The organism is Thalassotalea sp. G2M2-11, assembly GCF_017168195.1.
Lineage (GTDB): Bacteria > Pseudomonadota > Gammaproteobacteria > Enterobacterales > Alteromonadaceae > Thalassotalea_E.
Window position 1 is genome coordinate 1201470 of sequence record NZ_JADNYL010000001.1, and the last position, 25857, is coordinate 1227326.

The 25857-nt window shown below is 39.8% G+C and carries 21 protein-coding genes; 18 read left to right on the forward strand and 3 right to left on the reverse strand.

Annotated elements, in window-relative coordinates; translation table 11 throughout:
- The first annotated feature begins 25 nt into the window (after window positions 1-25).
- Together IV514_RS05190 and IV514_RS05195 are read left to right on the forward strand one after the other, a co-directional pair.
- Entirely contained in the window at window positions 26-1138 is a 1113-nt protein-coding gene (locus IV514_RS05190; protein ID WP_241242175.1) for a metallophosphoesterase, read from the forward strand.
- A 130-nt stretch (window positions 1139-1268) separates the two neighbouring features.
- Complete coding sequence (locus tag IV514_RS05195; protein WP_206483837.1) at window positions 1269-1646, forward strand: YbaN family protein; 378 nt, start codon at window positions 1269-1271, stop codon at window positions 1644-1646.
- Here IV514_RS05195 and IV514_RS05200 read toward each other — a convergent pair.
- Together IV514_RS05200 and IV514_RS05205 are read right to left on the reverse strand one after the other, a co-directional pair.
- Entirely contained in the window at window positions 1643-3772 is a 2130-nt protein-coding gene (locus tag IV514_RS05200) for a TonB-dependent receptor (RefSeq protein WP_206483838.1), read from the reverse strand. The two genes, IV514_RS05195 and IV514_RS05200, sit on opposite strands and share 4 nt — an antisense overlap.
- Before the next feature lie 101 nt (window positions 3773-3873).
- Window positions 3874-4458 carry a DUF4202 domain-containing protein gene (locus tag IV514_RS05205; protein ID WP_206483839.1) on the reverse strand — a complete coding sequence of 195 codons (585 nt, stop codon included), beginning with the start codon at window positions 4456-4458 and terminating at the stop codon, window positions 3874-3876.
- Between the two features lie 261 nt (window positions 4459-4719).
- On the opposite strand from IV514_RS05205, the gene IV514_RS05210 reads away from it, so the two are divergent.
- From IV514_RS05210 to rpoS, 13 genes are all read left to right on the forward strand, one after another.
- Window positions 4720-6357 (forward strand): CTP synthase, encoded by a 1638-nt coding sequence (locus tag IV514_RS05210; protein WP_206483840.1) that lies wholly within the window; start codon window positions 4720-4722, stop codon window positions 6355-6357.
- A gap of 147 nt (window positions 6358-6504) precedes the next feature.
- Entirely contained in the window at window positions 6505-7803 is a 1299-nt protein-coding gene (gene eno / locus IV514_RS05215) for a phosphopyruvate hydratase (RefSeq protein ID WP_206483841.1), read from the forward strand.
- A gap of 346 nt (window positions 7804-8149) precedes the next feature.
- Window positions 8150-9532 (forward strand): HAMP domain-containing sensor histidine kinase, encoded by a 1383-nt coding sequence (locus IV514_RS05220; protein WP_206483842.1) that lies wholly within the window; start codon window positions 8150-8152, stop codon window positions 9530-9532.
- An 86-nt stretch (window positions 9533-9618) separates the two neighbouring features.
- Complete coding sequence (locus IV514_RS05225; protein WP_206483843.1) at window positions 9619-10239, forward strand: hypothetical protein; 621 nt, start codon at window positions 9619-9621, stop codon at window positions 10237-10239.
- Window positions 10240-10330: 91 nt separating this feature from the next.
- Window positions 10331-10621 (forward strand): cell division protein FtsB, encoded by a 291-nt coding sequence (ftsB, locus tag IV514_RS05230; RefSeq protein WP_206483844.1) that lies wholly within the window; start codon window positions 10331-10333, stop codon window positions 10619-10621.
- Between the two features lie 9 nt (window positions 10622-10630).
- Complete coding sequence (gene ispD, locus IV514_RS05235; RefSeq protein ID WP_206483845.1) at window positions 10631-11356, forward strand: 2-C-methyl-D-erythritol 4-phosphate cytidylyltransferase; 726 nt, start codon at window positions 10631-10633, stop codon at window positions 11354-11356.
- A 2-nt stretch (window positions 11357-11358) separates the two neighbouring features.
- Window positions 11359-11841 carry a 2-C-methyl-D-erythritol 2,4-cyclodiphosphate synthase gene (gene ispF, locus IV514_RS05240; protein WP_206483846.1) on the forward strand — a complete coding sequence of 161 codons (483 nt, stop codon included), beginning with the start codon at window positions 11359-11361 and terminating at the stop codon, window positions 11839-11841.
- Between the two features lies 1 nt (window position 11842).
- Window positions 11843-12883, forward strand: coding sequence for a tRNA pseudouridine(13) synthase TruD (locus IV514_RS05245; RefSeq protein ID WP_206483847.1), 1041 nt, complete (start codon window positions 11843-11845; stop codon window positions 12881-12883).
- 10 nt (window positions 12884-12893) lie between these two features.
- Window positions 12894-13646: a 5'/3'-nucleotidase SurE gene (gene surE, locus IV514_RS05250; RefSeq protein WP_206483848.1), complete on the forward strand. Its 753-nt coding sequence runs from the start codon at window positions 12894-12896 to the stop codon at window positions 13644-13646.
- Window positions 13647-13657: 11 nt separating this feature from the next.
- Window positions 13658-14320, forward strand: coding sequence for a protein-L-isoaspartate(D-aspartate) O-methyltransferase (locus tag IV514_RS05255; protein WP_206483849.1), 663 nt, complete (start codon window positions 13658-13660; stop codon window positions 14318-14320).
- Window positions 14317-14895, forward strand: a complete 579-nt coding sequence (locus IV514_RS05260) for a YqaA family protein (protein ID WP_206483850.1) — start codon at window positions 14317-14319, stop codon at window positions 14893-14895. Before IV514_RS05255 ends, IV514_RS05260 begins: the two co-directional genes overlap by 4 nt.
- A 32-nt stretch (window positions 14896-14927) precedes the next feature.
- Window positions 14928-15749: a peptidoglycan DD-metalloendopeptidase family protein gene (locus IV514_RS05265; protein ID WP_206483851.1), complete on the forward strand. Its 822-nt coding sequence runs from the start codon at window positions 14928-14930 to the stop codon at window positions 15747-15749.
- 79 nt (window positions 15750-15828) lie between these two features.
- Window positions 15829-16746 carry an RNA polymerase sigma factor RpoS gene (gene rpoS, locus IV514_RS05270; protein ID WP_206483852.1) on the forward strand — a complete coding sequence of 306 codons (918 nt, stop codon included), beginning with the start codon at window positions 15829-15831 and terminating at the stop codon, window positions 16744-16746.
- Between the two features lie 201 nt (window positions 16747-16947).
- Here the strand turns inward: rpoS and mutS are convergent, their stop codons facing one another.
- A complete protein-coding gene (gene mutS, locus IV514_RS05275; RefSeq protein WP_206483853.1) occupies window positions 16948-19515 on the reverse strand; it encodes a DNA mismatch repair protein MutS in 2568 nt (855 codons plus the stop codon).
- A 335-nt stretch (window positions 19516-19850) separates the two neighbouring features.
- Between mutS and recA the strand changes: the two genes are divergently transcribed.
- The 3 genes from recA (at window position 19851) to metH (ending at window position 25841) form a co-directional block, all read left to right on the forward strand.
- The gene (gene recA, locus IV514_RS05280) at window positions 19851-20879 is read left to right on the forward strand and encodes a recombinase RecA (RefSeq protein WP_206483854.1); all 1029 of its coding nucleotides are present in this window, start codon (window positions 19851-19853) and stop codon (window positions 20877-20879) included.
- A 274-nt stretch (window positions 20880-21153) separates the two neighbouring features.
- Entirely contained in the window at window positions 21154-22095 is a 942-nt protein-coding gene (gene metA, locus IV514_RS05285) for a homoserine O-succinyltransferase (RefSeq protein ID WP_206483855.1), read from the forward strand.
- A gap of 53 nt (window positions 22096-22148) precedes the next feature.
- The gene (gene metH / locus IV514_RS05290) at window positions 22149-25841 is read left to right on the forward strand and encodes a methionine synthase (RefSeq protein WP_206483856.1); all 3693 of its coding nucleotides are present in this window, start codon (window positions 22149-22151) and stop codon (window positions 25839-25841) included.
- The last annotated feature ends 16 nt before the right edge of the window (window positions 25842-25857 follow it).

Here is a 25857-nt window from a genome sequence, read left to right on the forward strand (position 1 = left end):
CTTCTTGGTTGGATAGTTATCAATAATGCTAAAGCTTAATTTTTTTGTCAGTGCGTTTTATTGTAGTTTGTGTGTAATGATGAATGTGGCAAGTGTTCACGCAAATGAGCAGAGCCTTAAAGTGCCTAAAATGGTGATTGAAGATGGGCCTTATGTCTTTAAAGAACAAAGTGGTTTGGCAGCCGTTGGGTTTTGTAACGATACACTGTATCACCAAAAATTAACTGGGACTTTACCGCTTAAGTTAACCCATTGTCGTGATGATATGATTCTTGATCGGGTTAACTTTACTGAGCAAGAGGTTTTGGAATTTAACGGAGACTTTCAAGTAGTTGCTACTAGTGACTTTCATGGTCAATATGATTTGATGAAAACACTGTTAGAGAATAATGGGGTGATTGACCAGCAAGGACATTGGCAATTTAAAAATGGCCATTTCGTTATTACGGGTGATGTTTTTGATCGAGGTGATAAAGTCACAGAAATATTATGGTTCCTCTATCGTTTAGAACAAGAAGCTGAGCAAGCGGGGGGAAAATTACATTTATTATTGGGGAATCATGAAGTCATGGTTTTAAATGGCGATTTGCGCTATTTGCACCCTAAGTATGTTGCTGTCGCACATCGATTAAAGCATTCTTTTGAACATTTATATGGTAAAGGTACTGTATTAGGTGATTGGCTGAGAACTAAACCAGTGCTAGTAAAAGTTAATAATATGCTATTTGCTCATGGCGGTTTTCATCCATCTTTAGCGCAAGAAAAGCGCTCCCTTAAAGATATTAATCAAGTATTTAAGCATAATTTAGTTAAAGCTGAGCTTGATCAGGAACGAAGTGGCTGGGCGCAATATTTACATAAAACCAATGGCCCGATTTGGTATCGAGGATACTTTAAAGACAATGGGGCAAGTTCTGCTGAAATTGATTTATTGTTATCACATTTTGATATTGATCATTTAGTGGTCGGACATACGTCGCAAAAACAAGTAGAAACACGTTATCAAGGCCGAGTGATTGCTATTGATTCAAGCATTAAACGTGGTAAATATGGCGAGTTATTGATGGTTGATGGTGATCAAATGTGGCGTGCTACTCTCAGGGGAGACAAGTTGCCATTAATGATAAAAAATCATTGAGAAAATTTTTTAATTGCCTACTCTTTGCTAAAATAGTTATTAATGTACTTGGGATAAGATAAGTTAAGCGTTGTTATACTATGTTTGTTAACGCTTTGAAATAATAGCTCAAATAGGCAAGTGAGGTGGTATGCTACTAAAAGTTACTGGGATATTTTTTGTCGCTCTGGCCACCTTAGGTGCTTTCCTACCGTTATTACCGACTACGCCATTTGTGCTCGTTGCTGCGGCTTGTTTTGCCAAATCTTCACCTAAGATGCATAAAATGCTATTAGCAAATAAAATCTTTGGCCCATTAATTTATCATTGGCAACAATCGCGTAGCATTCCTAAACGAGCCAAAATTATCGCTCTAACATCAATGATCATAGCTGGTGCGTGGTCTTGCTATATAATGGAAAGTACAGCCTTACGCTTATTAGTTGTAGTGTTAATCGCAGGGCCATTTATTTTTCTTTCACGTTTGCCTATCTCGAATGGTAATACACCTATTGCCGCTAAAGACTAAAATTGGTAATTTATTTCCAATAATAGTTGTTGGCCTGCAATCGGGTAGTCATCGGAAATTGTACTGGGGCTAGGTTCTTTAGCGTATGCTTTATTAAGTATATTGCGAGCAATCAAACTGATGGATAAGTTAGGTAAAATATTTTTTCTTTCTAATTTACTATTGATTAATAAATAATTTGCTAACGGTTTTCGCGTATCCGTTAGTGGACGTTTTCTATCCGCCAGCCATTTCATTTCAGTGTTAGCTACCCATAAGTCATTAAATTGCCAGTTCACTCCTAAGTAGGCCATCTGTGTTGGAACATCGGCAATATCATTATTATCTTCATCTTTGGCCTGTAAAAAAGAATAATTTGCATCAATACTAATATTGTCTTGAGGTTTCCATTTTAGCCAAAGCTCACCTCCTTGTCCTTTTTGCTCACCTGTGTTTTGTGCAATATTTACTTGTTCTTGTTCATCAAAAACAAAGGCGATGAGATCTTTTGCCTGATAAGAAAAAGCATTCAATGACATGACAAAGTTTTGGGTGATGAAATACTCAAGGTTAATGCCTGTTTCAATAGTATCAACAGACGCTGAATGTAAGTCTGGGTTGCCAATACTCGCCGGGTTGTTTCTTGCGTATAATTGAGCGATAGACGGTGCTCTAAATGCCGAACCTGAAAAAACTTTCATTGTAAAATCGTCCGATATTTGCCAAATAACGCTTAACCTAGGGTTGGTTGTTGAACCAAAATCTGAGTACCTATCATGACGAATACCAAAAGTGAGTTGTAATTTTGGAGAGACTTGCCACTCATCCAGTAAAGATAAATATTTAAAATCTCGATTAATATCAGGTAAATAAATAAATGGAGTGCCAGTGACATCAGTTAACTCTCCAGATACCGATGCTTGGGTACCATCTAATATACTTGGGCCGAAGTTTTTTCGTTCACTGGTTCGATAGTATTGTTTTTCGTAGCCAAATTCCCAGCGAAATAACTGTTTGTCTGTTAGGTCGAAGAGATGGGTTAATCTCATGGTGATTGAGCGGCTATCAGGGCTTGGAGTGCCGATAACACCATCTTCGAAAGTGGTAAGCCCGACAGGGTGAGTAAAGTTGATATTACCATCAGGGCCTACCGGAAGTAAGGTGCCGGCGGGAAACACTGTTAAATAGCTAGTTATTTTTTGAGTTTGATAATTAACTAATCCTGTTAACTCCCCAGGTACGAGGTGGCTAATATCTAATTTCATTTTAATTTGATCTGCGTATGTCGCACCAGAACCATCAGGATCTAATGCTTGCGCTACGCCAGCACTATTACCATAGTCGAAATTTCGCCACGTATAATAATCTAAAGAGATGTTCTTATATTGCCATTTAGCCAGTAAGGTAAAAATCTCGTAATGTTCGTCAATAGGTCCCGGTGCCCGGGATGCTGATGTATTAAAAATACTATCAAAAACAGATTGTAAGTCAGAATTAACAACACGATTTTTATCGTCATCAGATTGAGTATAATCAAAAGACCATTGAAAATAAGAATCGCCGATGTTGTTGCTACCACGAGCGAATAGGTCATAAGTATTAAAGCTTCCCCACCTCGCTCCTACTGTGGCTGGTATCTCGTTAGCTTCATATGACACAAGGTTGATTACTCCGGCAAAAGCATCAGCACCATAGATTGCAGAACCAGGACCTTTAATCACCTCAATACGCTTAAAGTTTGTTAATGGTAAATGCAGTCCGAGAAACAGACTATTATCTTGAATTGATTCGAATGGCTCTCCATCTATAAGAAGCTTTATTTGTCCTGAACCATAACCTGATAATCCTCGAATGAAAAATTTCTTGTGACGATAATCAGCTTGTGATTTACCTGCATGTACGCCAGGGATACTTAACAAAACATCTGAAAGAAATCTCGCACCGGTTCTTTGCCATTCTTGGGCTGAAATGATCGTGACAGTTGCTGGGGCTCTACTGGTTTTTTGTTCAAAGCCTGAAGCGGCAGTGACCACCTGAATTTTCATCAACTCTTCGAGGCTTAATTCGAGGAGGTTATCGATATCACCCGCATAACTAAAGGAGGAATAGCATGTTGCTGCGACAAATAATTTGTAAATATTATTCATTGAGAATATTGCCCACTTTTATTAAGAAAGATGCGAACAACTTTAGCTTAGCAATAAATAGTATCGACAGACAAAAGTTGTATCATCAAAGGCCGTGTGTTTTACGATAATGCTTTATTGACTAGTGTTGCTAAGTGCTCAGGTAAGGTTAAACTTAACGCTATCTCGTGGCCTTTCTCCGACATTTTTCGCCAAGTTAACTGTAAAATCCGAATGATTTTTTCTTCGCTGTGTTTGGCAGCAAATGCTTCAAAGTAATATTGTAAAAATACTAAACAAGCAACATCTTCTAACGTTTGACTATCAGAGTTTTTTTTCAGTTTTTCCTTTCGAATAATACTGGCAGTTGTTTCTGCTTCTTGCTCAGAGTAGCCATGTTCAAGCATCAAGGATTTGGTCGTTTGTGCGTGAAATTTACCTAGCTCTTTTCGCCAAGTTAAATATCCTTGTTTACCGGCTGGAAATTCACTTCGAGCTAAATGCCAGCGTTTGATATGTTGGGCTCGAACAGCAATTTGTAATAGTTCATTCGCATCTGGCCAATACTCATTTAAACATTGGCTCATGTATCGACCATAAAGTAACTCTTTGGGTTGTTCATTGTTATTAACAACTGTGATATTGGGATCTTGCTGGTTGATGGTATCGATTGCAGCGAGTACCTGCTGGCATTGTGGACTAGTCATTAAGGTTTCCAATTAAGTGAACAAGCGGTCTTTCTCAATATATTAACTGACAATTGTGGTGAATCAAATTAGGAAAATGAAAAAAATAAGCTATTTTCTATAGATTGGCGTGGAGTTTGTATTGTCGTATTCTGTGATTTTACGTATAATACTTTCCCGTCTTGTTGAGATGGTCTGCTTTTCTTAGTTTGATCAAGCCAACATAACAAAAAGCACTAACAGTTAAACTTAATTTCTGAATTTCCTGACTCTGGGTATCGCATGACAACTAGATATATTTTTGTGACAGGCGGCGTTGTATCGTCACTTGGTAAAGGTATTGCAGCAGCATCACTTGCCGCAATATTAGAAGCGCGTGGTTTAAAAGTCACCATGTTAAAGCTTGATCCTTATATTAATGTAGACCCAGGGACAATGAGCCCTATTCAACACGGTGAAGTGTTTGTCACGGAAGATGGCGCAGAGACTGATTTGGATTTAGGGCATTATGAGCGATTTATTCGCACCAAAATGACCAAGCGCAATAACTTCACTACCGGAAGAATTTATCAAGACATTCTATCTCGTGAACGTAAAGGTGAATTTTTAGGGGCAACTATTCAGGTGATCCCACATATCACCAATGATATTAAACGTCGTGTGATCGAAGGTGCTGAAGGTTATGACGTTGCTATGGTTGAAATTGGCGGAACGGTTGGTGATATTGAATCTCAACCGTTTTTAGAAGCGATTCGCCAATTAGGTACCGAACTTGGTCGTGAACGAGCAATGTTTATGCACTTAACGTTAGTGCCTTATTTAGCACCATCGGGTGAAATCAAAACAAAACCAACACAACACTCTGTCAAAGAGTTACGTTCCATTGGTATATTCCCTGATATTTTAGTGTGTCGTAGTGAAGGCGTTATTCCTGCCAATGAGCGCGCGAAAATTGCCTTGTTCACCAATGTTGAAGAACGTGCCGTTATCTCTATGCGTGACGTTAATTCTATTTATAAAATTCCTGCGTTGCTGAAATCGCAAGGTGCTGACGAATTAGTTTGTAAACGCTTTGGTTTAGATTTACCGGAAGCGGATTTATCGGAATGGGAAGAAGTACTTTACCATGAAGCTAATCCAGTGGGTGAAGTGATTATTGGCATGATAGGTAAATATATTGAATTGCCTGACGCTTATAAATCCGTTAACGAAGCATTAAAACATGCGGGCTTGAAAAATCAGGTCAATGTGAAAATTCAATATATTGATTCGCAAGACATCGAAGCGAAAGGCACCGATATGTTAGCTAGTTTAGATGCTATTCTTGTGCCTGGTGGTTTTGGTGAGCGTGGTGTTGAAGGTAAAATTATCGCGGCACAATATGCACGTGAAAACAAAGTCCCTTATTTAGGTATCTGCTTAGGGATGCAAGTGGCATTAATTGAATATGCCCGTAATGTTGCTGGTCTTGAAGGTGCTCACAGTACCGAATTCAACCCTGAAACACAGTACCCTGTCGTTGGTTTGATTAGTGAATGGCTTGATGAACAAGGCAAAGTTGAATACCGCAGTGAAGAGTCAGACTTAGGCGGTACCATGCGTTTAGGCTCACAATTGTGTCACCTAGTGAAAGGTACCAAGGTGTGTGACGTATACGGTAGTGAAACAATTTATGAAAGACACCGTCACCGTTATGAGGTAAATAATAACTACCGCGACCAAATCAGCAAAGCTGGTTTAGTGTTCTCGGGGTTATCTACGGACAAAACATTAGTTGAGGTGATCGAAATCCCTGATCACCCATGGTTTATTGCTGGGCAGTTCCATCCTGAGTTTAATTCAACTCCTCGTGATGGCCACCCACTATTTGAAAGCTTTATTGCTGCTACATTTGAGCAACAAAAACAGCAATCAAGCTAAGCAAATCATGATAATCAAACCGTAGCCTTGTGCTGCGGTTTCTTGTTTTTAAGCGCCTTATTAATACAGTTTGTGTTGATAAGGGCAGAGTATCAATTTAACGTAAAGTGACTCATCGTTTATCGTGAGTATTTTAGAGGAACAATAATGGCTACAATTAGTAAAATTATCGCTCGTGAGATTATGGATTCACGTGGTAACCCAACGGTAGAAGCGGACGTTTATTTATCGTCTGGTGCTTGGGGGCGTGCGGCTGCTCCTTCTGGCGCATCTACAGGCTCTCGTGAAGCATTGGAATTACGTGATGGCGATAAAGCACGTTATTTAGGTAAAGGTGTATTAAAAGCGGTTGCTGCGGTTAACAATGACATCGCTGCTGCGCTTGTCGGTAAAGATGCTTTAGCGCAAGCTGAAATCGATCAAATCATGATTGATTTAGACGGCACAGAAAATAAAGAAAAATTTGGTGCTAATGCGATTTTGGCGGTTTCTTTAGCAAACGCTAAAGCGGCTGCGATGGAAAAGAAAGTACAATTGTTTGAACATATCGCTGACTTAAACGGCACATCAGGTCAATATTCATTGCCATTACCTATGATGAATATTCTTAACGGTGGTGAGCATGCGGATAACAACGTTGATATTCAAGAGTTTATGATCCAGCCTGTCAGCGCTAGTAGCTTCAGTGAAGCACTTCGCATGGGCGCAGAAATTTTTCACTCATTGAAAAAAGTATTATCAGCTCAAGGCATGAACACAGCGGTTGGTGACGAAGGTGGTTTTGCACCAAACTTAGAATCAAATGCAGATGCGTTAGCGGTAATTAAAGAAGCAACTGAGGCAGCTGGTTATGTGCTAGGTAAAGACGTAACACTTGCAATGGACTGTGCTGCATCTGAATTTTATGATGCTGACAAGGGTATTTATGACCTTAAAGGTGAAGGCAAGCAATTTTCTTCAAATGAATTTTCTGATTTCTTGAAAACTTTATGTGATCAATACCCCATCGTATCAATTGAAGACGGCTTGGATGAATCTGACTGGGATGGTTTTGCTTATCAAACCAAATTAATTGGCGATAAAGTACAAATTGTTGGTGATGATTTATTTGTCACTAACACTAAGATCTTACAACGTGGTATTGATAACGGCATTGCTAACTCAATTTTGATTAAATTCAATCAAATTGGTTCGTTAACGGAAACATTAGCGGCTATTAAAATGGCAAAAGATGCTGGTTATACTGCGGTAATTTCACACCGTTCAGGTGAAACTGAAGATGCTACTATTGCTGATTTAGCGGTTGGTACTGCGGCAGGACAAATTAAAACAGGTTCATTATGTCGTTCAGATCGTGTTTCTAAGTACAACCAATTATTACGTATTGAAGAATTCTTAGGTGATAAAGCAGTATTTAACGGCCTTTCTGAAGTGAAAGGCCAATAACGACGATTTTATTGCTAACTCATTCAATAACTGCGTTGGATGTACTCACTAACTAGCGTTAGCTCCGTGCATCCGCCTTGTTCTAGATTGAGTTAGCTTCAAGCTCATTCGTTATTTATTTAAAACCACTCGTTTGAGTGGTTTTTTTTATCTTGGCAATGATGTTCTGATTGTATCTGGATAATGTCGCAACACTTATCAAGTCTTTGTTTTTTTTATATCAAATTTAATCAATATTCTGAGTAACTTTTATTAACAACATATACTTTTATCAATCAATTCATTATATTTTCATAAAGGAGTTTAATAGCTAATCACTCTAACGAACGGTAAAGGATAACAATCATTGCAAAATAGCATATCAAATGATTTAGGCAAGTTAAGCCATCAACGAACTATTCAAGTCTTTTGGGCAACAGAAGTGGCGCTATTGATTGCTGTGCTCCAAATGGCGATTTTTTCACCATCCATTACTATGTACCTTGTTTTCGCCATGATGTTTTTTCTTGTCAGTGTTTACTATTTTGCTAACAAAGGAAAACAAGGGCTTGCGAGTGCCATTTTATTGCTTAGTTTAACCTTTATGGTGCTGGTGTTGATGTGGGTAAATGAAGGGATCAGAGATGAAGTGTTATATGCTTTTCCTGCGATTGTCTGCTTTTCTGGTTTAACGCAAAATAACCGGCTTATTACTATCTTGTTTATCGTCATGTTTATTAATATTGTTGCCATTACTAGCTTGAATGCGCTTGGTGTAATGACACACACGACGGATGGCAATACTGTTCAGTCTGCGATTACTATTTTAACAATTTTGTCAGTTACCACATATGCCATTCGTTTGGTTTCATCCGATCTTTCTGCCGCTAATCAGAATTTAGTGCAATATAAAGATGAATTAGAAGAGAAAGTAAAGCAACGAACAGCTGAACTTGAAGTCTCATTGTTGCAGTTAACCGAAACTCGTGATCAGTTAGTTGAATCTAAAAAAATGGCTTCATTAGGGAATATGGTTGCCGGATTGTCTCATGAAATTAATACCCCAATTGGTATTGGTATCACGGCATCAAGCCACTTATCTGAACAAGCAAAGACGTTGAAGCTCGCATTAGATAGTAACGAATTAACAAAATCACAAGCACTAAAAATAGTGAATGATATTAGTCAATGTGCCAATCTCATTCATAATAACTTAGATCGTGCGGCAAACCTGACGAGAAACTTTAAAGATGCAGCGGTTGAGCAAGCTAGCACTGAAGTGACAAAATTTAATGTCGGTGAAAAAATTGAAGAAATTATTGAAAATTTACGACCCAAACTCAACAAAATGAATCACAGCGTAAATATAGTCACTAAGCAGCCAGTGACCGTTTACACTTCAGAAGGCGCTTTAGTGCAAGTGATTAATAATTTGGTGCTTAATTCAGTGCTGCACGGTTTTGAAGGCCGAGAACAAGGTCATATTAATATCACGATAGATGAAAAAGACAGTAACGTGATAGTGACTTATCAAGATGATGGTCTAGGTATGGCACCAGAGGTGAAAACTAAAGTATTTGAACCATTTTTCACCACCAAACGAGGTAGAGGGGGAAGCGGCTTAGGTATGCACATAGTGTATAATCTAGTAACGCAGTTACTTGACGGTACCATTACTTGCCAAAGCGAACTTGGTCATGGCGTACAGTTTGACTTAGTCATTCCTAAACAATTATTGGTAAAAGCTTAAGTTGTGGCTAACATTTTATCTTTGCTTAACAATGCAGTATGCTTAAAAGCTAAGCAGTAGCATATGAAAAGTAGTTAATAAACTCTATGACAGAGCAGACTTCCCTTTGGCAAGATGAATCACAATCAGCTGACTTTGCTGAACTGTGCAGTGCACTCTATGAACGGGAAATTATTCATCTTGCTGATGCGGATAGTAAATCAGTTCAATTGATTCAAGGGCGATTAAAAAGTTTACCTCATTACATTAAGCGTACAGCCCATATGATGCTGCAATGTCAAACACCGCTGGATTTAGATATCCAAAATGCTAGTTGGTCAGCCAAACAAGCCACACATATGCCGTTAACCGGTCAAGACATAGAGCAGGTTAATCATTGGTATTTATCTCAGCCGTTAAAGCATGGACTTGTGGTGCCCGTTGTAGAAAATACCCACATAGTGCTTGATTCTATTGATCGAATTGATAGTGAAAATCATCGCTTTCGTACTAACTTACATGGTTGGTTTTCATTAACCGATGAATGTGAAAATGTTGATGAAAACAAGCGATTGTTAAAACCAACAAAGCGTGTGATGACGGCCGCCTGTGCTGGTCATTGCTGGTTAAATGATCGAAAAGCCCATCCTATCATTCCTTCTTTACGTGAGTTGTTGCTATCGTGTGCAATTAATTGGCGTAATTTTAAACAGCCGCTGATCTTTTAAACGATATTGGCGTTAAATGCATTAAGGTGGTTTACAGGGCTGTTAGCGCACTTATAATACATCAACAGTAAACATTTAATTAACTACCTTTATGCGCTTATTATCCGGCATTTTGCTGGTGTTTTTGGTACTTTTACAATACCGACTATGGTTCGGTAAAAACAGTGTGCCTGATTACTTATCGCTAAGAGAAGAAGTCGCTCGTCAGCAAAAAGATAATGATAAATTGAAAAAGCGTAATAAATTGCTTTATGCCGATACGGATGATCTAAAATCAGGGCTAGAAGCAATTGAAGAGCGTGCGCGCAAGGAGTTAGGTATGATCAAAGAGGGAGAGACATTCTTTCGGATCATACCCCATGATAAAGATAAAAAAGGTTAAAATGCCTCTATGAAGCAAGATAATATCCCCTTGGCAGTTGTGGTGCCAGCAGCAGGGGTAGGTAAGCGCATGCAGGCTACATGTCCCAAACAATATTTGCAAATCGCCAAGCAAGCCATTATTGAACACACGGTATTGCGTTTACTTGAACATCCTCAAATTGTGAAAGTCATTATTGCGTTAGGTGGACAAGATGAGTACTTTTCTGATACTCAACTGGCCTCTCACCCTGCGATTGAAATTGTCACCGGGGGAGTTGAGCGTGTTGATTCAGTCCTAGTGGGTTTAAAATCATTAGATGCCAAGCTTTTTCCATGGGTGTTAGTGCATGATGCAGCGCGTCCTTGTGTGACCATTGATGATATAGAAGCGTTAATTTCTAGCTGCTTAGCAAATAAAGAGGGGGGCATTTTAGCCGCTCCGGTTAAAGATACTATGAAGCGAAGTGCATCAGGACTTATCAGTAAAACGGTTGAACGTGACAACCTATGGCATGCGTTGACTCCACAAATGTTTCAAACCGTACAGTTAACAGCGGCTATTGAAGCTGCATTGGAAAGTAACGCCATTATCACTGATGAAGCCTCTGCTATTGAATTTGTTGGTGGAAAATGTCACTTAGTTGAAGGGAGCAGTGATAACATTAAAATCACCCGCCCTGATGATTTAGCGCTAGCTGAATTTATCTTAACTAAACAACAGTTATTATCAGCAACGGCTGAGCCACAGGAGTAAGTATGAGAATAGGTCATGGTTTTGATGTTCATAAGTTTGGTGGTCAAGGTCCAATTGTTTTAGCTGGTGTTGAGATCCCGTTTGAGCATGGCTTTATTGCTCACTCTGATGGTGATGTGGCGATACACGCTTTGTGTGATGCCATTTTAGGGGCGTTATGTTTAGCTGATATTGGTAATCATTTTCCGGATACCGATGGGCAGTATGAAAATATTTCCAGCCGTATTTTATTGAAACATGTAGTAGGACTGATGGAACAACAAAATTATCAATTGGGCAATGCTGATATTACTATAGTTGCTCAAGCGCCCAAAATAGCCCCTCATTTATTGACCATGCGAGAATGTCTTACCCAAGATTTGAATTGTCAGTTAAATCAAGTCAATGTTAAAGCAACAACAACAGAAAAGCTCGGCTATGCTGGGCGAAAAGAAGGGATCGCAGTGCATGCGGTTGTGCTCTTGACTGAAAAAGGTGCCAGCTAACATGTTAGCATCATTTGCTTATCTATATGGTAACCCTCAAAGCCAAGGTGATTTAAGAACACAATTTGCTGACTTTAAGGTGATTGAGCAATTACCTTTCACCCCGCATGGCGAAGGGGAACACTTATTAGTTAAAATTAGAAAAACCGATCAAAACACCACTTATGTTGCTCGTCAATTAGCTAAATTCTTTGCGGTGAAAGATAGCTTGGTCAGTTATGCAGGATTAAAAGATCGTTTTGCAGTGACCGAGCAATGGTTTGGTATTCACCTCCCAGGTAAAAATATTGACGATTTAACTGATTTTTCATTGCAAGGTGTGGAAGTGTTAGCATCGACGCGCCATAACAAAAAATTGCGTATTGGCGCATTAAGCGGTAATCGCTTTATTATCACGCTGCGAAATGTCTCCGATATTGGTGATGTGCAACGACGATGGTTGGCAATTACTCAACATGGTGTCCCCAATTATTTTGGTGAACAACGTTTTGGTCGCGATGGCGGTAATATTGATAAAGCACTGGCGATGTTTGCTGGACAAAAATTTAAAGATAAGAAAAAACGCAGTATCTATCTGTCTGCCGCACGTTCTTTAGTGTTTAATCAGGTGATTTCATCACGTATTGCGCAAGATAAGTTTGAGCAATTACATATCGGTGACGTCATGATGCTATCTGGCACTCAGTCGGTATTTCCTCTCACAGAAGTTGATGACACTATGTTGCAAAGGTTTCAAAGTAAAGATGTGGATATTACCGCGCCAATGTGGGGTAAAGGCGAGTTAATGACCGCTGGTTTACCTCTGCAATTAGAGCAGGCAATAGCGGAGCAATATCCTGAAATTTGTCAAGGTTTGGTGAAGTTTGGCTTAAAACAGGAACGACGTCGAATTCGTTTGTCTGTACAAGATAGTTCGATTGAAGTGGATAAAACTAATCAGACAGTGCAAGTCGGTTTTACTTTACCCGCGGGCTGTTTTGCTACGTCGATATTACGAGAGCTGATTGATTATCAAGATGTCAGTTTAACCCGATTTGAGTAAGGTTAAGAAGATGAGAATTTTATTAAGTAATGATGATGGTGTACATGCATTAGGTATTAAAGTGTTACACCAAGAGTTAGCAAAGTTTGCCGATGTGACTGTGGTAGCGCCTGATAGAAATTGCAGTGGTGCCAGCAATTCATTAACTTTGCTCAACCCTCTTCGTGCGCAGACGTTAGACAATGGGTTTATCTCTGTTAATGGTACGCCAACTGACTCCGTGCATTTAGCCATTAGTCAATTGATGGACCCTGCACCTGATTTAGTGGTCGCGGGTATCAATCATGGCGCTAATTTAGGTGATGACACCTTGTATTCCGGCACGGTTGCAGCGGCAACTGAAGGGCGGCATATGGGGATGCCAGCAGTTGCAGTGTCTCTTGTCGGCAAAGAAGAAGAGCATTATCTGACGGCAGCTAAAGTAGCGGCTAAGTTTATTCAGCGATTAAAACAGCACCCGTTACCCGCCGATCAAATTATTAATATTAATGTACCTAACCTGCCATTAGATCAATTAAAAGGCGTAAAAGTGACGCGGTTAGGACACCGACATAAAGCGGAAACTATGAAGTCATCAAAAGATCCATGGCATCGTGATATTTATTGGTATGGCTCATTAGGTGCAGAATTAGATGCTGGTGAAGGAACAGATTTTCATGCCATCAGCGAAGGTTATGCGTCAATTACACCATTAACGGTGGATATGACTGCGTATAAAAGTATGGCCAAGATGCAAGAATGGGTTTGCGATTTTAAATTATGAGAACTAGTTAAATGAATGTCAGAGCAGGAAGTCGTATCGGGGGGAAATTAACCCGAAGTGGAGAATTACTGGCACAAAAGCTCCAACAAGAAGGTATTGTTAATTCAGAAGTGTTACGAGCAATTGCTTGTAGTCCTCGGCACATTTTTGTTCCGGAAATTTTAGCCCATAAAGCATATGACAATACTGCTTTACCGATAGGGCAAGGACAAACAATTTCTCAGCCTTATATCGTGGCTAAGATGTCGGAATTACTGCTTGCTGATGGTCGACCAGACAGTATTTTAGAAATTGGTACGGGCTCAGGCTATCAAACATCAATTTTGGCTCAGCTCACCGATCGCGTTTATTCGGTTGAACGTATTAAATCATTACAGTTTCAAGCTAAAAGAAAATTACAATCGCTTGATTTACATAATGTCTCAATGAAACATGGTGATGGCTGGAAAGGCTGGCAATCAAAAGCACCATTTCAAGCTATTATTGTCACAGCTGCACCGACAGAAGTACCACAAGCGTTGTTGGAACAACTAACCGATGGTGGGCGATTGGTGATACCAGTAGGCGGTGATACTCAGGTACTGAAAATTATTACGCGTCATGGCGGTGAATTTAAAGAGCAGACTATAGAAGCCGTGCGTTTTGTTCCTTTAGTCCCGGGAGCGGTACAGTGAAGCTATTTACCGCACTTTATGACTGGACCCTAAAGTGGGCTGAACACAGGTTAGCACCTAAAATTTTAGCCATATTAACTTTTACAGAGTCGGTATTTTTTCCTATTCCTCCCGATGTCTTATTAGCGCCTATGGTATTAGCAAAACCAAATCGTGCATGGCATTATGCAACTATTACTACAGTTGCTTCTGTTATTGGTGGTATGGCAGGATATGCGCTTGGCTATTATATGTTTGAGCCTTGGATCCAACCCTTACTGATAGAGTGGGGCAAACAAGAAACATTTGATAAAGCGGTGCTTTGGTTTACCGAGTGGGGGGTATGGGTTGTATTTTTAGCAGGCTTCTCACCTATTCCTTACAAAGTTTTTACCGTGAGCGCAGGTTTTTTACAAATGGCTTTTTTACCATTTTTACTGGTTTCGGCAATTGGCCGTGGCATGCGCTTTTTTCTCGTCGCTGGTGTGATCTATTGGGGAGGCGAGAAGATGGAACAAGGGTTGAGAAAATGGATAGATGTTATCGGTTGGGCAATCGTTGCTTTAGTGGTTATTGCCTATTTCATCTTTCGATAAAAAATAGAAATTAAGTTCATATAGGGGACTGTGTGTTATTTAAGAACCTGATTATTATTTTGTTAATGGTGCTTGTCGGCTGTTCGTCTCGACAGACACCAGCTCCTGTTGTTGATGTACAAGGACAAGTACCATTAAGTAAACGAGTAAAAAATAGTATCAAAGGGAGTGAATATATAGTTAAAAAAGGTGAAACTTTATATTCCATTTCATGGCGTGCAGGTTTAGATGTTAGAACCTTAGCTTCTTTGAATGATATTTCTCCACCATATCAAATATTTCCGGGTCAAAAAATTTTTCTGGCTAAAAAATCTATCAAGCCTAGTAAAAATAAACCCTCACGTGAAAGCTTACAAACAGGACAACAAAAAGTTGTCAAAAAAGCTGTTGCATCAAATAAAAAGCAGGAGTATGGTGGAATTGTAAGAGACCAAAAAACAAGCAAAAAGCCGATACCAAACACTAAGCCATTCTCACAAAAAATAAGACAATGGGTATGGCCAGCAAAAGGTAAAGTGATTGCTAGGTTTTCTTATAAAAAACAAGGTAATAAAGGAATTGACATCGCGGGTCGCCGTAATGATTCGGTGAAGGCAGCAGCTGATGGCAGGGTAGTTTATGCCGGTGATGTGTTACGAGGATATGGACGGTTAATTATTGTTAAACATAACGATGATTATTTAAGTGCATACGCTCATAACGATCGCATTTTAGTCAAGGAACAGCAAGCTGTTAAAGCCGGAGAGGTTATAGCAAAAATGGGTGATACTGACGCTGAAAGAGTTATGCTTCATTTTGAAGTTCGCTTTCGTGGAAAATCGGTCAACCCATTAAAATACCTACCGAGAAGATAATAAATAAATTGATTTAATTTTGGAGTTAACGTGAATATTTAGTCAGTAATATCAGCTTTGCTAGTACGGGAGAAGTGGCATGGGCATAGAAAAAGAAGTGAAAAATATTGAATCGAGTAACGAAGAAAAAGTGTTATCCAAGATTCAAGATGAAGTACCAAGTAATTTAGATGCAACTCAATTGTACCTAGGTGAAATTGGATTTTCCCCATTATTAACTGCAGAAGAAGAAGTCTATTATTCTCGTCTTGCCCTAAAGGGTGACGAACCATCACGCAAACGTATGATCGAAAGTAACTTACGTTTGGTTGTTAAAATTGCCCGCCGATACAATAACCGTGGACTACCTCTATTAGACTTAATAGAAGAAGGTAACTTAGGCCTTATCCGCGCGGTTGAAAAATTTGATCCTGAACGAGGTTTCAGGTTTTCTACCTACGCTACTTGGTGGATCCGTCAAACCATTGAACGGGCCATTATGAACCAAACCCGTACCATCCGATTACCGATTCATGTAGTGAAAGAGCTGAACATTTATTTACGCACAGCGCGCGAACTTGTCCAGAAATTAGATCATGAACCGACAGCAGAAGATATCGCTCAAGAGCTTGACGTGCCGGTAAAAGATGTCAGCAAAATGTTGAGATTAAATGAACGCATTGCTTCAGTTGATACCCCTTTTGGTGGTGAATCAGATAAAGTGTTGCTGGATGTCATCCCTGATGAAAAAGCTGATGGACCTGAGGGTAATCTTCAAAATGATGATATTAAAAACAATATTGTTTACTGGCTAAATGAACTTAACTCTAAGCAAAGAGAAGTGTTAGCAAGACGCTTTGGTTTATTAGGCTATGAAGCTGCAACCTTAGAAGATGTTGGCGTAGAAATTGGCTTAACTCGAGAACGTGTTCGTCAAATTCAAGTGGAAGCATTAAAACGTTTACGCGATATTCTAAGCTCGCAAGACTTGTCGATAGAAGCATTGTTTCAAGCTTAGTTTTCTTAGGAAGATAAAAGCTGAACCGTGCATCTTGACAATGCCGTTTCGGTGCATCCATGCACCCACGGCATACCGTACATCCTATACATTGCCGTTCCTGTGCATCCATGCACTCACGGCATACCGTACATGCTATACATAAAACCAGCATTGTTGCTGGTTTTTTAGTTGTTAACTCTGTTATCTATTTGCTTTAGTTTATAGTTGTTCTTTTAGTTGAAATAACAAATCGAGCGCTTGTTTCGGGGTTAAATCGTCTGTGTCGGTTGCTTTCAATTGGCTCACAACCGGATGCTCAGTATCAACTAACGATAACTGTTCAAATAACGCTGGACTATCTTCTATGATTGATGGTGCTTGCTGATTTTCTAGTTCAGTTAAACGTTGTTTTGCTCGTTGGATAACAGGCTTAGGTACGCCTGCTAATTGCGCGACTTGTAAACCAAAACTTTTACTTGCCGCTCCTTCTTGTACCGCATGCATAAATATGATGTCGTCACCGTGCTCCATGGCATCTAAATGTACATTCGCTAAGCTAGTAATTTGTTCAGCCAGTAGCGTTAATTCAAAGTAGTGGCTGGCAAATAAGGTAAACGCTTGCGTTTTTAATGCTAGCATTTCTGCACAGGCCCAGGCGAGTGAAAGACCGTCATAAGTACTGGTACCTCGTCCTATCTCATCCAATAATACTAAGCTTTTACTGGTGGCATTATGTAGAATATTGGCAGTTTCAGTCATCTCAACCATAAAGGTTGAACGACCACTTGCCAGATCATCGGAAGCGCCAATTCGTGTAAAAATTCTATCGACCAACCCTATTTTAGCCGCATTAGCGGGGACATAGCAGCCAATATGAGCAAGTAAAACAATCAGAGCGGTTTGGCGCATGTAGGTTGACTTACCCCCCATATTGGGACCTGTAATAATGAGCATTTTACGCTGTTCATTTAATTCCACAGGGTTGGCAATAAAAGCTTCATCTGTCATTTGCTCGACCACAGGGTGACGCCCTGCTTCAATATGTATACCCGGTGATTGAACAAGTACAGGTTTCACATAATTTAAACTGTCAGCTCGCTCGGCAAAATTTGTCAGTACATCAAGTTCAGCAATGCCTTGGGCTAATTGTTGTAATTGTTCGATCGAAGGTAATATCTGATCGAATAATTGTTCATATAAGCGTTTTTCTAAAGCGAGAAATTTACTTTGAGCGCTCAGTACTTTTTCTTCATGTTGCTTGAGTTCATTGGTGATAAAGCGTTCATTATTTTTTAATGTTTGGCGACGGATATAATCATCAGGTACTTCATTGGAACTAGCACGACTGATTTCGATATAAAAGCCATGAACTTTGTTATAACCAACTTTTAAGCTCTGAATACCAGTTCTTGCTTTTTCTTTAGCTTCAAGTTGAGCTAAAAACTCACTAGCTCCTTCGCTTAAATCACGTAACGTATCGAGTTCATCATTATAACCTTTAGCGATGACCCCTCCGTCCCTAATTAATACGGGAGGATTGTCGATAATTGCATTATCGAGTAATTGAAAAACTGCTGGTATAGGCTGTATTTTGTTTGCCAAAGGCGTTAATTGTTGATCAGTTACCAGTGCCAGCGTGCTTTGTAATTCAGGTAACTGTCCTAGTGCGTTACGTAACCGGGCAAAATCTCTCGGCCTTGCGGAGCGAAGTGCTACTCGAGCGACAATACGCTCGATATCACCAATGGTTTTTAATTGTGGTTGTAAATCCAAGTACATTTCATTGCCAAGCAGTGCACTGATGGCATTTTGTCTTAATTGTAACGTTTCAATATCTTGTAATGGAAAATGTAACCAACGCTTAAGTAGGCGCGAGCCCATGGGCGTAGATGTTTTATCTAATACAGCCGCTAAGGTGTTGTCAGTGTTACCTTGTAAATTTTGGGTGAGCTCTAAATTGCGTCTGGTGGCAGCATCAAGTACGACCCCTTTTTGTGCTGATTCAGCAAGGATCGCTCGAATATGTGGTAAGGCACTGCGCTGTGTGTCTTTTACATACTGTAATAAACAGCCTGCGGCGCAAAGGCCTAAAGGGTGATCGTCAACGCCAAAACCAGAAAGTTCTTTTGTGCCAAATTGTTGGTTTAATAACTGAGTCGCGGTTGATAAATCATACTCCCAATCAGGACGACGGCGAAGCCCTTTATATTGCTCAACAATATTCATATGAACAAACGATTCAGGGTAGAGTAATTCTGCTGGTGACAACCGTTGTAACTCTGCTTGCAGTTGCTCGACAGACTTTGGCTGACAAACAACGTATCGGCCACTGGTCATATCAAGGTATGACAAACCAAATTTTCCTTTATGTTCAAACACACACACGAGCAAATTATCTTGTCTGTCTGCCAGTAGTGCTTCATCGCTAACCGTGCCTGGGGTAACTATTCTTACAACTTTTCGTTCTACAGGGCCTTTGCTGGTAGCGGGATCGCCTATTTGCTCACATATCGCAACCGATTCACCAAGTTGTACTAACTTTGCTAAATAGCTTTCAACTGCATGATAAGGCACGCCTGCCATAGGAATGGCATTTCCTCCTGTTTTACCACGAGCAGTAAGTGAAATATCCAGTAGATCTGATGCTTTTTTGGCATCATCAAAAAAAAGCTCGTAAAAGTCTCCCATGCGATAAAACAATAAAATATGCGGGAATTCAGCTTTAATGGTTAGATACTGACGCATCATTGGGGTGTGAGAAGATAGATCTAAATTTGGTGTAGTCATTAATTATTATGCTAATAAGATTATGATAAATTTTAATAAAAATATTATGCCATAAGCGATTTAAATTAACTTCCTTAATTTTCATCACAGTGACAGTAATTCAAACACTGTATAATGACAGTATTGAGAGATAAAGTGTGAAGAGTAACTTTTTTAGTGAAAATTTTAAAAAGTTATTGAGCTTAATTTTGTTGTTATATTTCAATAAATTAAAAGTGTCGTTAGTTGGAAATTTTCTGCGAAATAAAAAAAGTTATAAAAAAACTTGATACTGTACGGTCATACAGTATACTTGCGTCATTAAATGATTTTAAGTTTTATTTGTGGAGCTAGAAATGGACGATAATAAAGAAAAAGCACTCTCTGCTGCGTTAAGTCAAATTGAACGTCAGTTTGGTAAAGGTTCAATTATGAAGTTAGGTGAGAATCGTAGCATGGATGTTGAAACCATTTCTACGGGTTCTCTAGGACTTGATATTGCGCTTGGTGCAGGTGGTTTACCTATGGGGCGTGTGGTTGAGATATACGGTCCTGAGTCTAGTGGTAAAACAACACTGACACTTGAAGTGATTGCAGAAGCACAACGTAACGGCAAAGTATGTGCGTTTGTTGACGCTGAGCATGCGTTAGATCCAATTTATGCTGAAAAGCTAGGGGTAAATATTGACGAATTGTTAGTATCTCAACCAGATACGGGTGAACAAGCGTTAGAAATTTGTGACATGTTAACCCGTTCGGGAGCAGTGGATGTCATCGTAGTTGACTCGGTTGCAGCATTAACTCCAAAAGCGGAAATTGAAGGTGATATGGGTGATTCACATATGGGGCTACAAGCACGTATGTTGTCACAAGCAATGCGTAAATTGACTGGTAACTTAAAGCAGTCAAATACTATGCTCATTTTTATCAACCAAATTCGTATGAAAATTGGCGTCATGTTTGGTAACCCAGAAACAACAACGGGTGGTAATGCCTTAAAATTCTATGCGTCAGTTCGTTTGGATATTCGTCGCATCGGTGCAGTGAAACAAAGTGATGAAATTGTCGGTAACGAAACCCGAGTAAAAGTAGTTAAGAATAAAATTGCACCACCATTTAAACAAGTAGAATTTCAAATATTGTATGGTGAAGGTATTAATAGCTTAGGCGAGTTAATTGACTTGGGCGTGCAAAATAAACTGGTAGAAAAAGCGGGTGCTTGGTACAGCTACAACGGTGAACGCATTGGTCAAGGTAAAGCGAAAGCGGTTGATTATTTGAAAGAACATCCTGAAATGTCTAAAGAAATTGATAGTAAATTACGAGAAATGTTTTTAAACAAAAAAGATGTTTCGAAAGAGCAGGAAGAGCCAGTTGCAGAGTGATCTTCTCTTTAGCAAGTGATAACGAAAGCCATCAATAATTGATGGCTTTTTTATTGCCGTTATTTTGATAGTGAGCTTTACATAAGTTGAAAATGGTAAGGTCTATGGATCTATGATCCATACAGCCTATGATCATAGTTAATAAGAAAGCGCAAAATATTATAGACGTCTATACGTTTAGATGTTGACATAGCTAAACTAACAAGGCACATTATCACCTAGAGTGAGTCATGGAGTCGATTCGTAGCAAATAATTAAGCTTGTAGGTGCTAAAATGCCAATTAAAATCCCAGATCAGTTGCCTGCATTACAGGTTCTCAACAAGGAGAACATCTTTGTAATGTCTGAACATCGGGCTGCTAATCAAGATATACGCCCGATGCAGGTGGCGATACTTAATTTAATGCCGAATAAAATTGAAACCGAAGTACAAATTTGTCGCATGCTGTCTAATACGCCATTGCAAATAAACATAGAGTTTGTGCGGATCAATTTAAATGAATCAAAAAATACCCCGAAAGAGCATCTAGATAACTTCTATTATTTATTTGATGACATTAAGCACAAGCAATACGATGGCTTGATCATCACGGGGGCACCTTTAGCGTTAATGGATTATGAAAAAGTCACCTTTTGGGACAAAATCTGCGAAGTGTTTGATTGGGCAGAGCAAAATGTTACCTCTACCATGTTTTCATGTTGGGCAGCTCATGCAGCCTTGTATCATCACTATGGTTTGAATCGGCATTTACGTACAGAAAAACTGTCTGGTGTTTATAGCCATCAGCCGAATGATCCTAAAGAAGAATTAACGCGTGGTTTTGAAGATCAATTTTATGTGCCGCATTCGCGTTATGGTTATATTAGCAAAGAAGATTATCAATCCATCGATAACCTGACCATTATTGCCGAGTCTGAGCAAGCAGGCGTATACCTTGCGGCTAGTAAAAATAAACAGCAAGTGTATTTAACTGGGCATCCAGAATATGACGCGACAACCTTAGCTGATGAATATCAGCGAGATCTAAAAGTGGGTAGCAAGACAATCTTGCCAGCAAATTACTTCCCAGACAATGATCCCAACAATGAACCTGCATGTACTTGGAAGGCGCACGGTAGTCTATTATTTACTAATTGGCTCAATTATTACGTTTATCAAATAACACCGTATCAATTGGATGCCGACAATATAAAAGCCTTACACCCAAGTAGTTAGTCAAAATATTACGCAACGTGTTTCAACACTTTGCGTTTCGTAAAGAGAGTAGTATGAATAAATCAGCATCGTATACCTTGCTAGAGCAACAGTTATCAGAGCGCATTTTAATTTTAGATGGCGCTATGGGCACAATGATACAAGCTTATAAATTTGAAGAGCAAGATTATCGTGGTCAACGATTTGCTGATTGGCACCTTGATGTCAAAGGAAATAATGACATGCTGGTGTTAACCCAAGCTGAGATAATCAAAGCCATTCATGGGGAGTATTTATCAGCGGGTGCAGATATTATTGAAACTAACACCTTTAATGCAACTACAATTGCGATGGCTGACTATGATATGGAAAGTTATAGCGCAGAAATTAACCTTGTTGCAGCACAAATCGCACGTGAAGTTGCCGATGAATTTACTGCCAAAACACCGGATAAACCTCGCTTTGTCGCAGGGGTTTTAGGGCCGACTAATCGCACTTGTTCGATTTCACCAGATGTTAATGATCCTGCATTTCGCAATATCAATTTTGATCAATTAACCCAAGCGTATATTGAATCAACTAAAGCATTAATCGACGGTGGTGTCGATATCCTATTAATTGAAACCATCTTTGATACTTTAAATGCCAAAGCCGCTATTTTTGCGGTAGAAACAGTCTTTGAGCAAATAGGTTATAAGCTTCCAGTGATGATTTCTGGCACCATTACTGATGCGTCAGGTCGTACCTTATCGGGGCAAACAACCGAGGCTTTTTATAATTCACTACGTCACGCTAAGCCTATTTCCTTTGGTTTGAACTGTGCTTTAGGGCCAGTGGAACTGCGCCAATACGTGGAGGAGTTAAGCCGAATTTCAGACGTTGCTGTCTCGGCGCATCCCAATGCAGGCTTACCTAATGCATTTGGTGAGTATGACTTTAGTGTTGACGATATGAATAGCCATATTGCAGAGTGGGCCAATGCGGGCTTTCTCAATATCATTGGTGGCTGTTGTGGTACTACGCCAGAGCATATTCAAGGTATGGCACAAATGGTGGAGCAAGTTGCTCCTCGTTCAATCGAACCGCGCAATATTGCTTGTCGTTTGTCGGGTTTAGAAGCATTGACTATCGATAAAGATACTTTATTTGTCAATGTGGGTGAGCGAACAAATGTGACTGGTTCGGCAATATTTAAACGCTTGATCACCGAAGAAAATTACGAACAAGCTATCGCTGTTGCTTTACAGCAAGTGGAGAATGGCGCGCAAATTATTGATATCAACATGGATGAAGGCATGCTTGATTCGAAAGCGGCAATGGTTCGCTTTTTGAATTTGATTGCCGGAGAGCCTGATATCGCCAAAGTGCCAATTATGCTGGATTCTTCTAAATGGGATATTTTAGAAGCCGGATTAAAATGTATTCAAGGTAAAGGGGTTGTCAATTCAATCTCATTAAAAGAGGGTGAAGAAAACTTTCGCCATCAAGCTTCATTGTTAAGGCGGTATGGCGCAGCAGTGATTGTGATGGCATTTGATGAACAAGGCCAAGCAGATACTCGTAAGCGCAAGTATGAAATTTGTCATCGCGCCTATCATATTTTGGTTGATGAAATTGGGTTTCCGCCAGAAGATATTATTTTTGATCCGAATATATTTGCTGTGGCTACAGGGATTGATGAGCATAATAATTATGCCGTCGACTTTATTGAAGCAGTAGCCGATATTAAGCAGAATTTACCGCATGCGATGATTTCAGGCGGTGTTTCTAATGTCTCGTTTTCATTTCGTGGTAATAACCCAGTGCGAGAAGCCATTCATGCGGTGTTTTTATACCATGCGATTAAAAATGGCATGGACATGGGTATAGTCAATGCTGGCCAATTGGCAATCTATTCTGATATCGATGAACAATTACGACTTGCCGTGGAAGATGTGATCCAAAATAGTGATAGTGGCGCGACAGAACGCTTACTTGAAATTGCTGAAAAATATCGCGGACAGACCGGTACTAAAGACAGTAAGGCGGATCTTGCATGGCGAGAATTACCAATTAATAAACGATTGGAATATTCGCTAGTAAAAGGGATCAATGAGTTTATTATCGAAGATACAGAAGCTGCCCGTATTGCAGCAACACGCCCTCTAGATGTGATCGAAGGGCCGCTCATGGATGGTATGAATGTCGTCGGGGATTTATTTGGTGCCGGCGAGATGTTTTTGCCACAAGTAGTGAAATCTGCTCGGGTAATGAAACAAGCCGTTGCTCACTTAAACCCTTATATCGAAGCGGAGAAAACGGAAGCCAGCACTAACGGTAAAGTGGTATTAGCAACGGTAAAAGGTGATGTTCATGACATTGGCAAGAACATTGTCGGGGTAGTGCTGCAGTGTAATAACTATGACATAGTTGATTTAGGGGTCATGGTGTCATGTGAAGAAATTTTGCGTGTTGCTAAAGAAGAAAAAGCCGATGTGATAGGTTTATCAGGTTTGATCACCCCATCGCTTGATGAGATGGTGCATGTTGCGAAAGAAATGAAGCGTCAAGCATTTGATATTCCTTTACTTATTGGTGGTGCTACTACGTCAAAAGCCCACACTGCGGTTAAAATAGAGCAACAGTACGAACAGCCCGTGGTATACGTGCCGAATGCGTCACGCTCTGTATCTGTGGTCAGTAGTTTATTGTCTGATGAACTCCGTCCTGACTTTGTTAAGCGTCAGGATCTTGAATATCAACGGGTGCGTGAACGTCATTATAAAAAGGGACCTCGTTCCAGTTTAATTTCAATTGAGCAAGCACGTGCTAATGCATTTCCATTAAGTTTTGAGCACTATACGCCGAAAAAACCTAATAAATTAGGGGTAACGGTGCTGGAGCAACTTGACCTAACAGAGGTGCGCAAGTATATCGATTGGACGCCATTTTTTATGACTTGGCAACTATCAGGGAAATACCCAAGTATTCTTGAACATGAATTAATTGGTGAAGAAGCGACTAAATTGTTTAATGATGCTAATGCCATGATTGATGATGTTATCAATCATCACAAATTAACGGCGAAAGCGGTATTTGGTTTATTTCCTGCGCATCGTCAGCAAGATGATTTAATTGTCTTTGATGATGACGAGCGAACAAGCCCTAAAATGCGCTTACATCAATTACGCCAACAAAGTAAAAAGCCTGCAGGGCAGTATAATCGCTGTTTAGCCGATTATGTGGCTGATGAACACTCAGGGGTTAAAGATTACATGGGGGCATTTGCGGTATCAGCAGGTTTTGGCTGTGATGAGCTAGTTAAAACATTTAATGCAGATCATGACGACTACAATAGTATCTTGATCAAAGCGGTTGCCGATAGATTAGCGGAAGCATCCGCCGAGTATTTGCATGAGAAAATCCGCAAAGAATATTGGGGTTATGCGGCTGATGAGTGTTTTGATAATGATTCGTTGATCCGTGAGCAATACCAAGGTATTCGACCTGCACCTGGTTATCCTGCTTGTCCTGAGCATACTGAAAAAGGTTTGCTGTGGGAGTTATTACAGGTTGAGAAAAATATTGGTATGGAGTTAACGTCCAGTTTCGCGATGTGGCCTGGTGCTGCGGTAAGTGGTTGGTATTTTGCTCACCCTGATTGTAAGTATTTCGCGGTCGCTAAAGTGGCAAAAGATCAGGTGCTAGATTATGCTGCTCGAAAAGAAATGACCATTGAACAAGCTGAGCGTTGGCTGTCAGCCAATTTGGATTACGAACCAGATTAAATTGCTGATATTGTTA

Coding starts and splice junctions, on each gene's coding strand:
- IV514_RS05195 (WP_206483837.1), top strand. CDS start 1,269: ATGCTACTAAAAGTTACTGGGATATTTTTTGTCGCTCTGGCCACCTTA.
- metA (WP_206483855.1), top strand. CDS start 21,154: ATGCCAATTAAAATCCCAGATCAGTTGCCTGCATTACAGGTTCTCAAC.
- IV514_RS05205 (WP_206483839.1), bottom strand. CDS start 4,458: ATGACTAGTCCACAATGCCAGCAGGTACTCGCTGCAATCGATACCATC.
- recA (WP_206483854.1), top strand. CDS start 19,851: ATGGACGATAATAAAGAAAAAGCACTCTCTGCTGCGTTAAGTCAAATT.
- ispF (WP_206483846.1), top strand. CDS start 11,359: ATGAGAATAGGTCATGGTTTTGATGTTCATAAGTTTGGTGGTCAAGGT.
- eno (WP_206483841.1), top strand. CDS start 6,505: ATGGCTACAATTAGTAAAATTATCGCTCGTGAGATTATGGATTCACGT.
- rpoS (WP_206483852.1), top strand. CDS start 15,829: ATGGGCATAGAAAAAGAAGTGAAAAATATTGAATCGAGTAACGAAGAA.
- IV514_RS05190 (WP_241242175.1), top strand. CDS start 26: ATGCTAAAGCTTAATTTTTTTGTCAGTGCGTTTTATTGTAGTTTGTGT.
- mutS (WP_206483853.1), bottom strand. CDS start 19,515: ATGACTACACCAAATTTAGATCTATCTTCTCACACCCCAATGATGCGT.
- metH (WP_206483856.1), top strand. CDS start 22,149: ATGAATAAATCAGCATCGTATACCTTGCTAGAGCAACAGTTATCAGAG.
- ispD (WP_206483845.1), top strand. CDS start 10,631: ATGAAGCAAGATAATATCCCCTTGGCAGTTGTGGTGCCAGCAGCAGGG.
- IV514_RS05210 (WP_206483840.1), top strand. CDS start 4,720: ATGACAACTAGATATATTTTTGTGACAGGCGGCGTTGTATCGTCACTT.
- IV514_RS05245 (WP_206483847.1), top strand. CDS start 11,843: ATGTTAGCATCATTTGCTTATCTATATGGTAACCCTCAAAGCCAAGGT.
- surE (WP_206483848.1), top strand. CDS start 12,894: ATGAGAATTTTATTAAGTAATGATGATGGTGTACATGCATTAGGTATT.
- IV514_RS05200 (WP_206483838.1), bottom strand. CDS start 3,772: ATGAATAATATTTACAAATTATTTGTCGCAGCAACATGCTATTCCTCC.
- IV514_RS05255 (WP_206483849.1), top strand. CDS start 13,658: ATGAATGTCAGAGCAGGAAGTCGTATCGGGGGGAAATTAACCCGAAGT.
- IV514_RS05225 (WP_206483843.1), top strand. CDS start 9,619: ATGACAGAGCAGACTTCCCTTTGGCAAGATGAATCACAATCAGCTGAC.
- ftsB (WP_206483844.1), top strand. CDS start 10,331: ATGCGCTTATTATCCGGCATTTTGCTGGTGTTTTTGGTACTTTTACAA.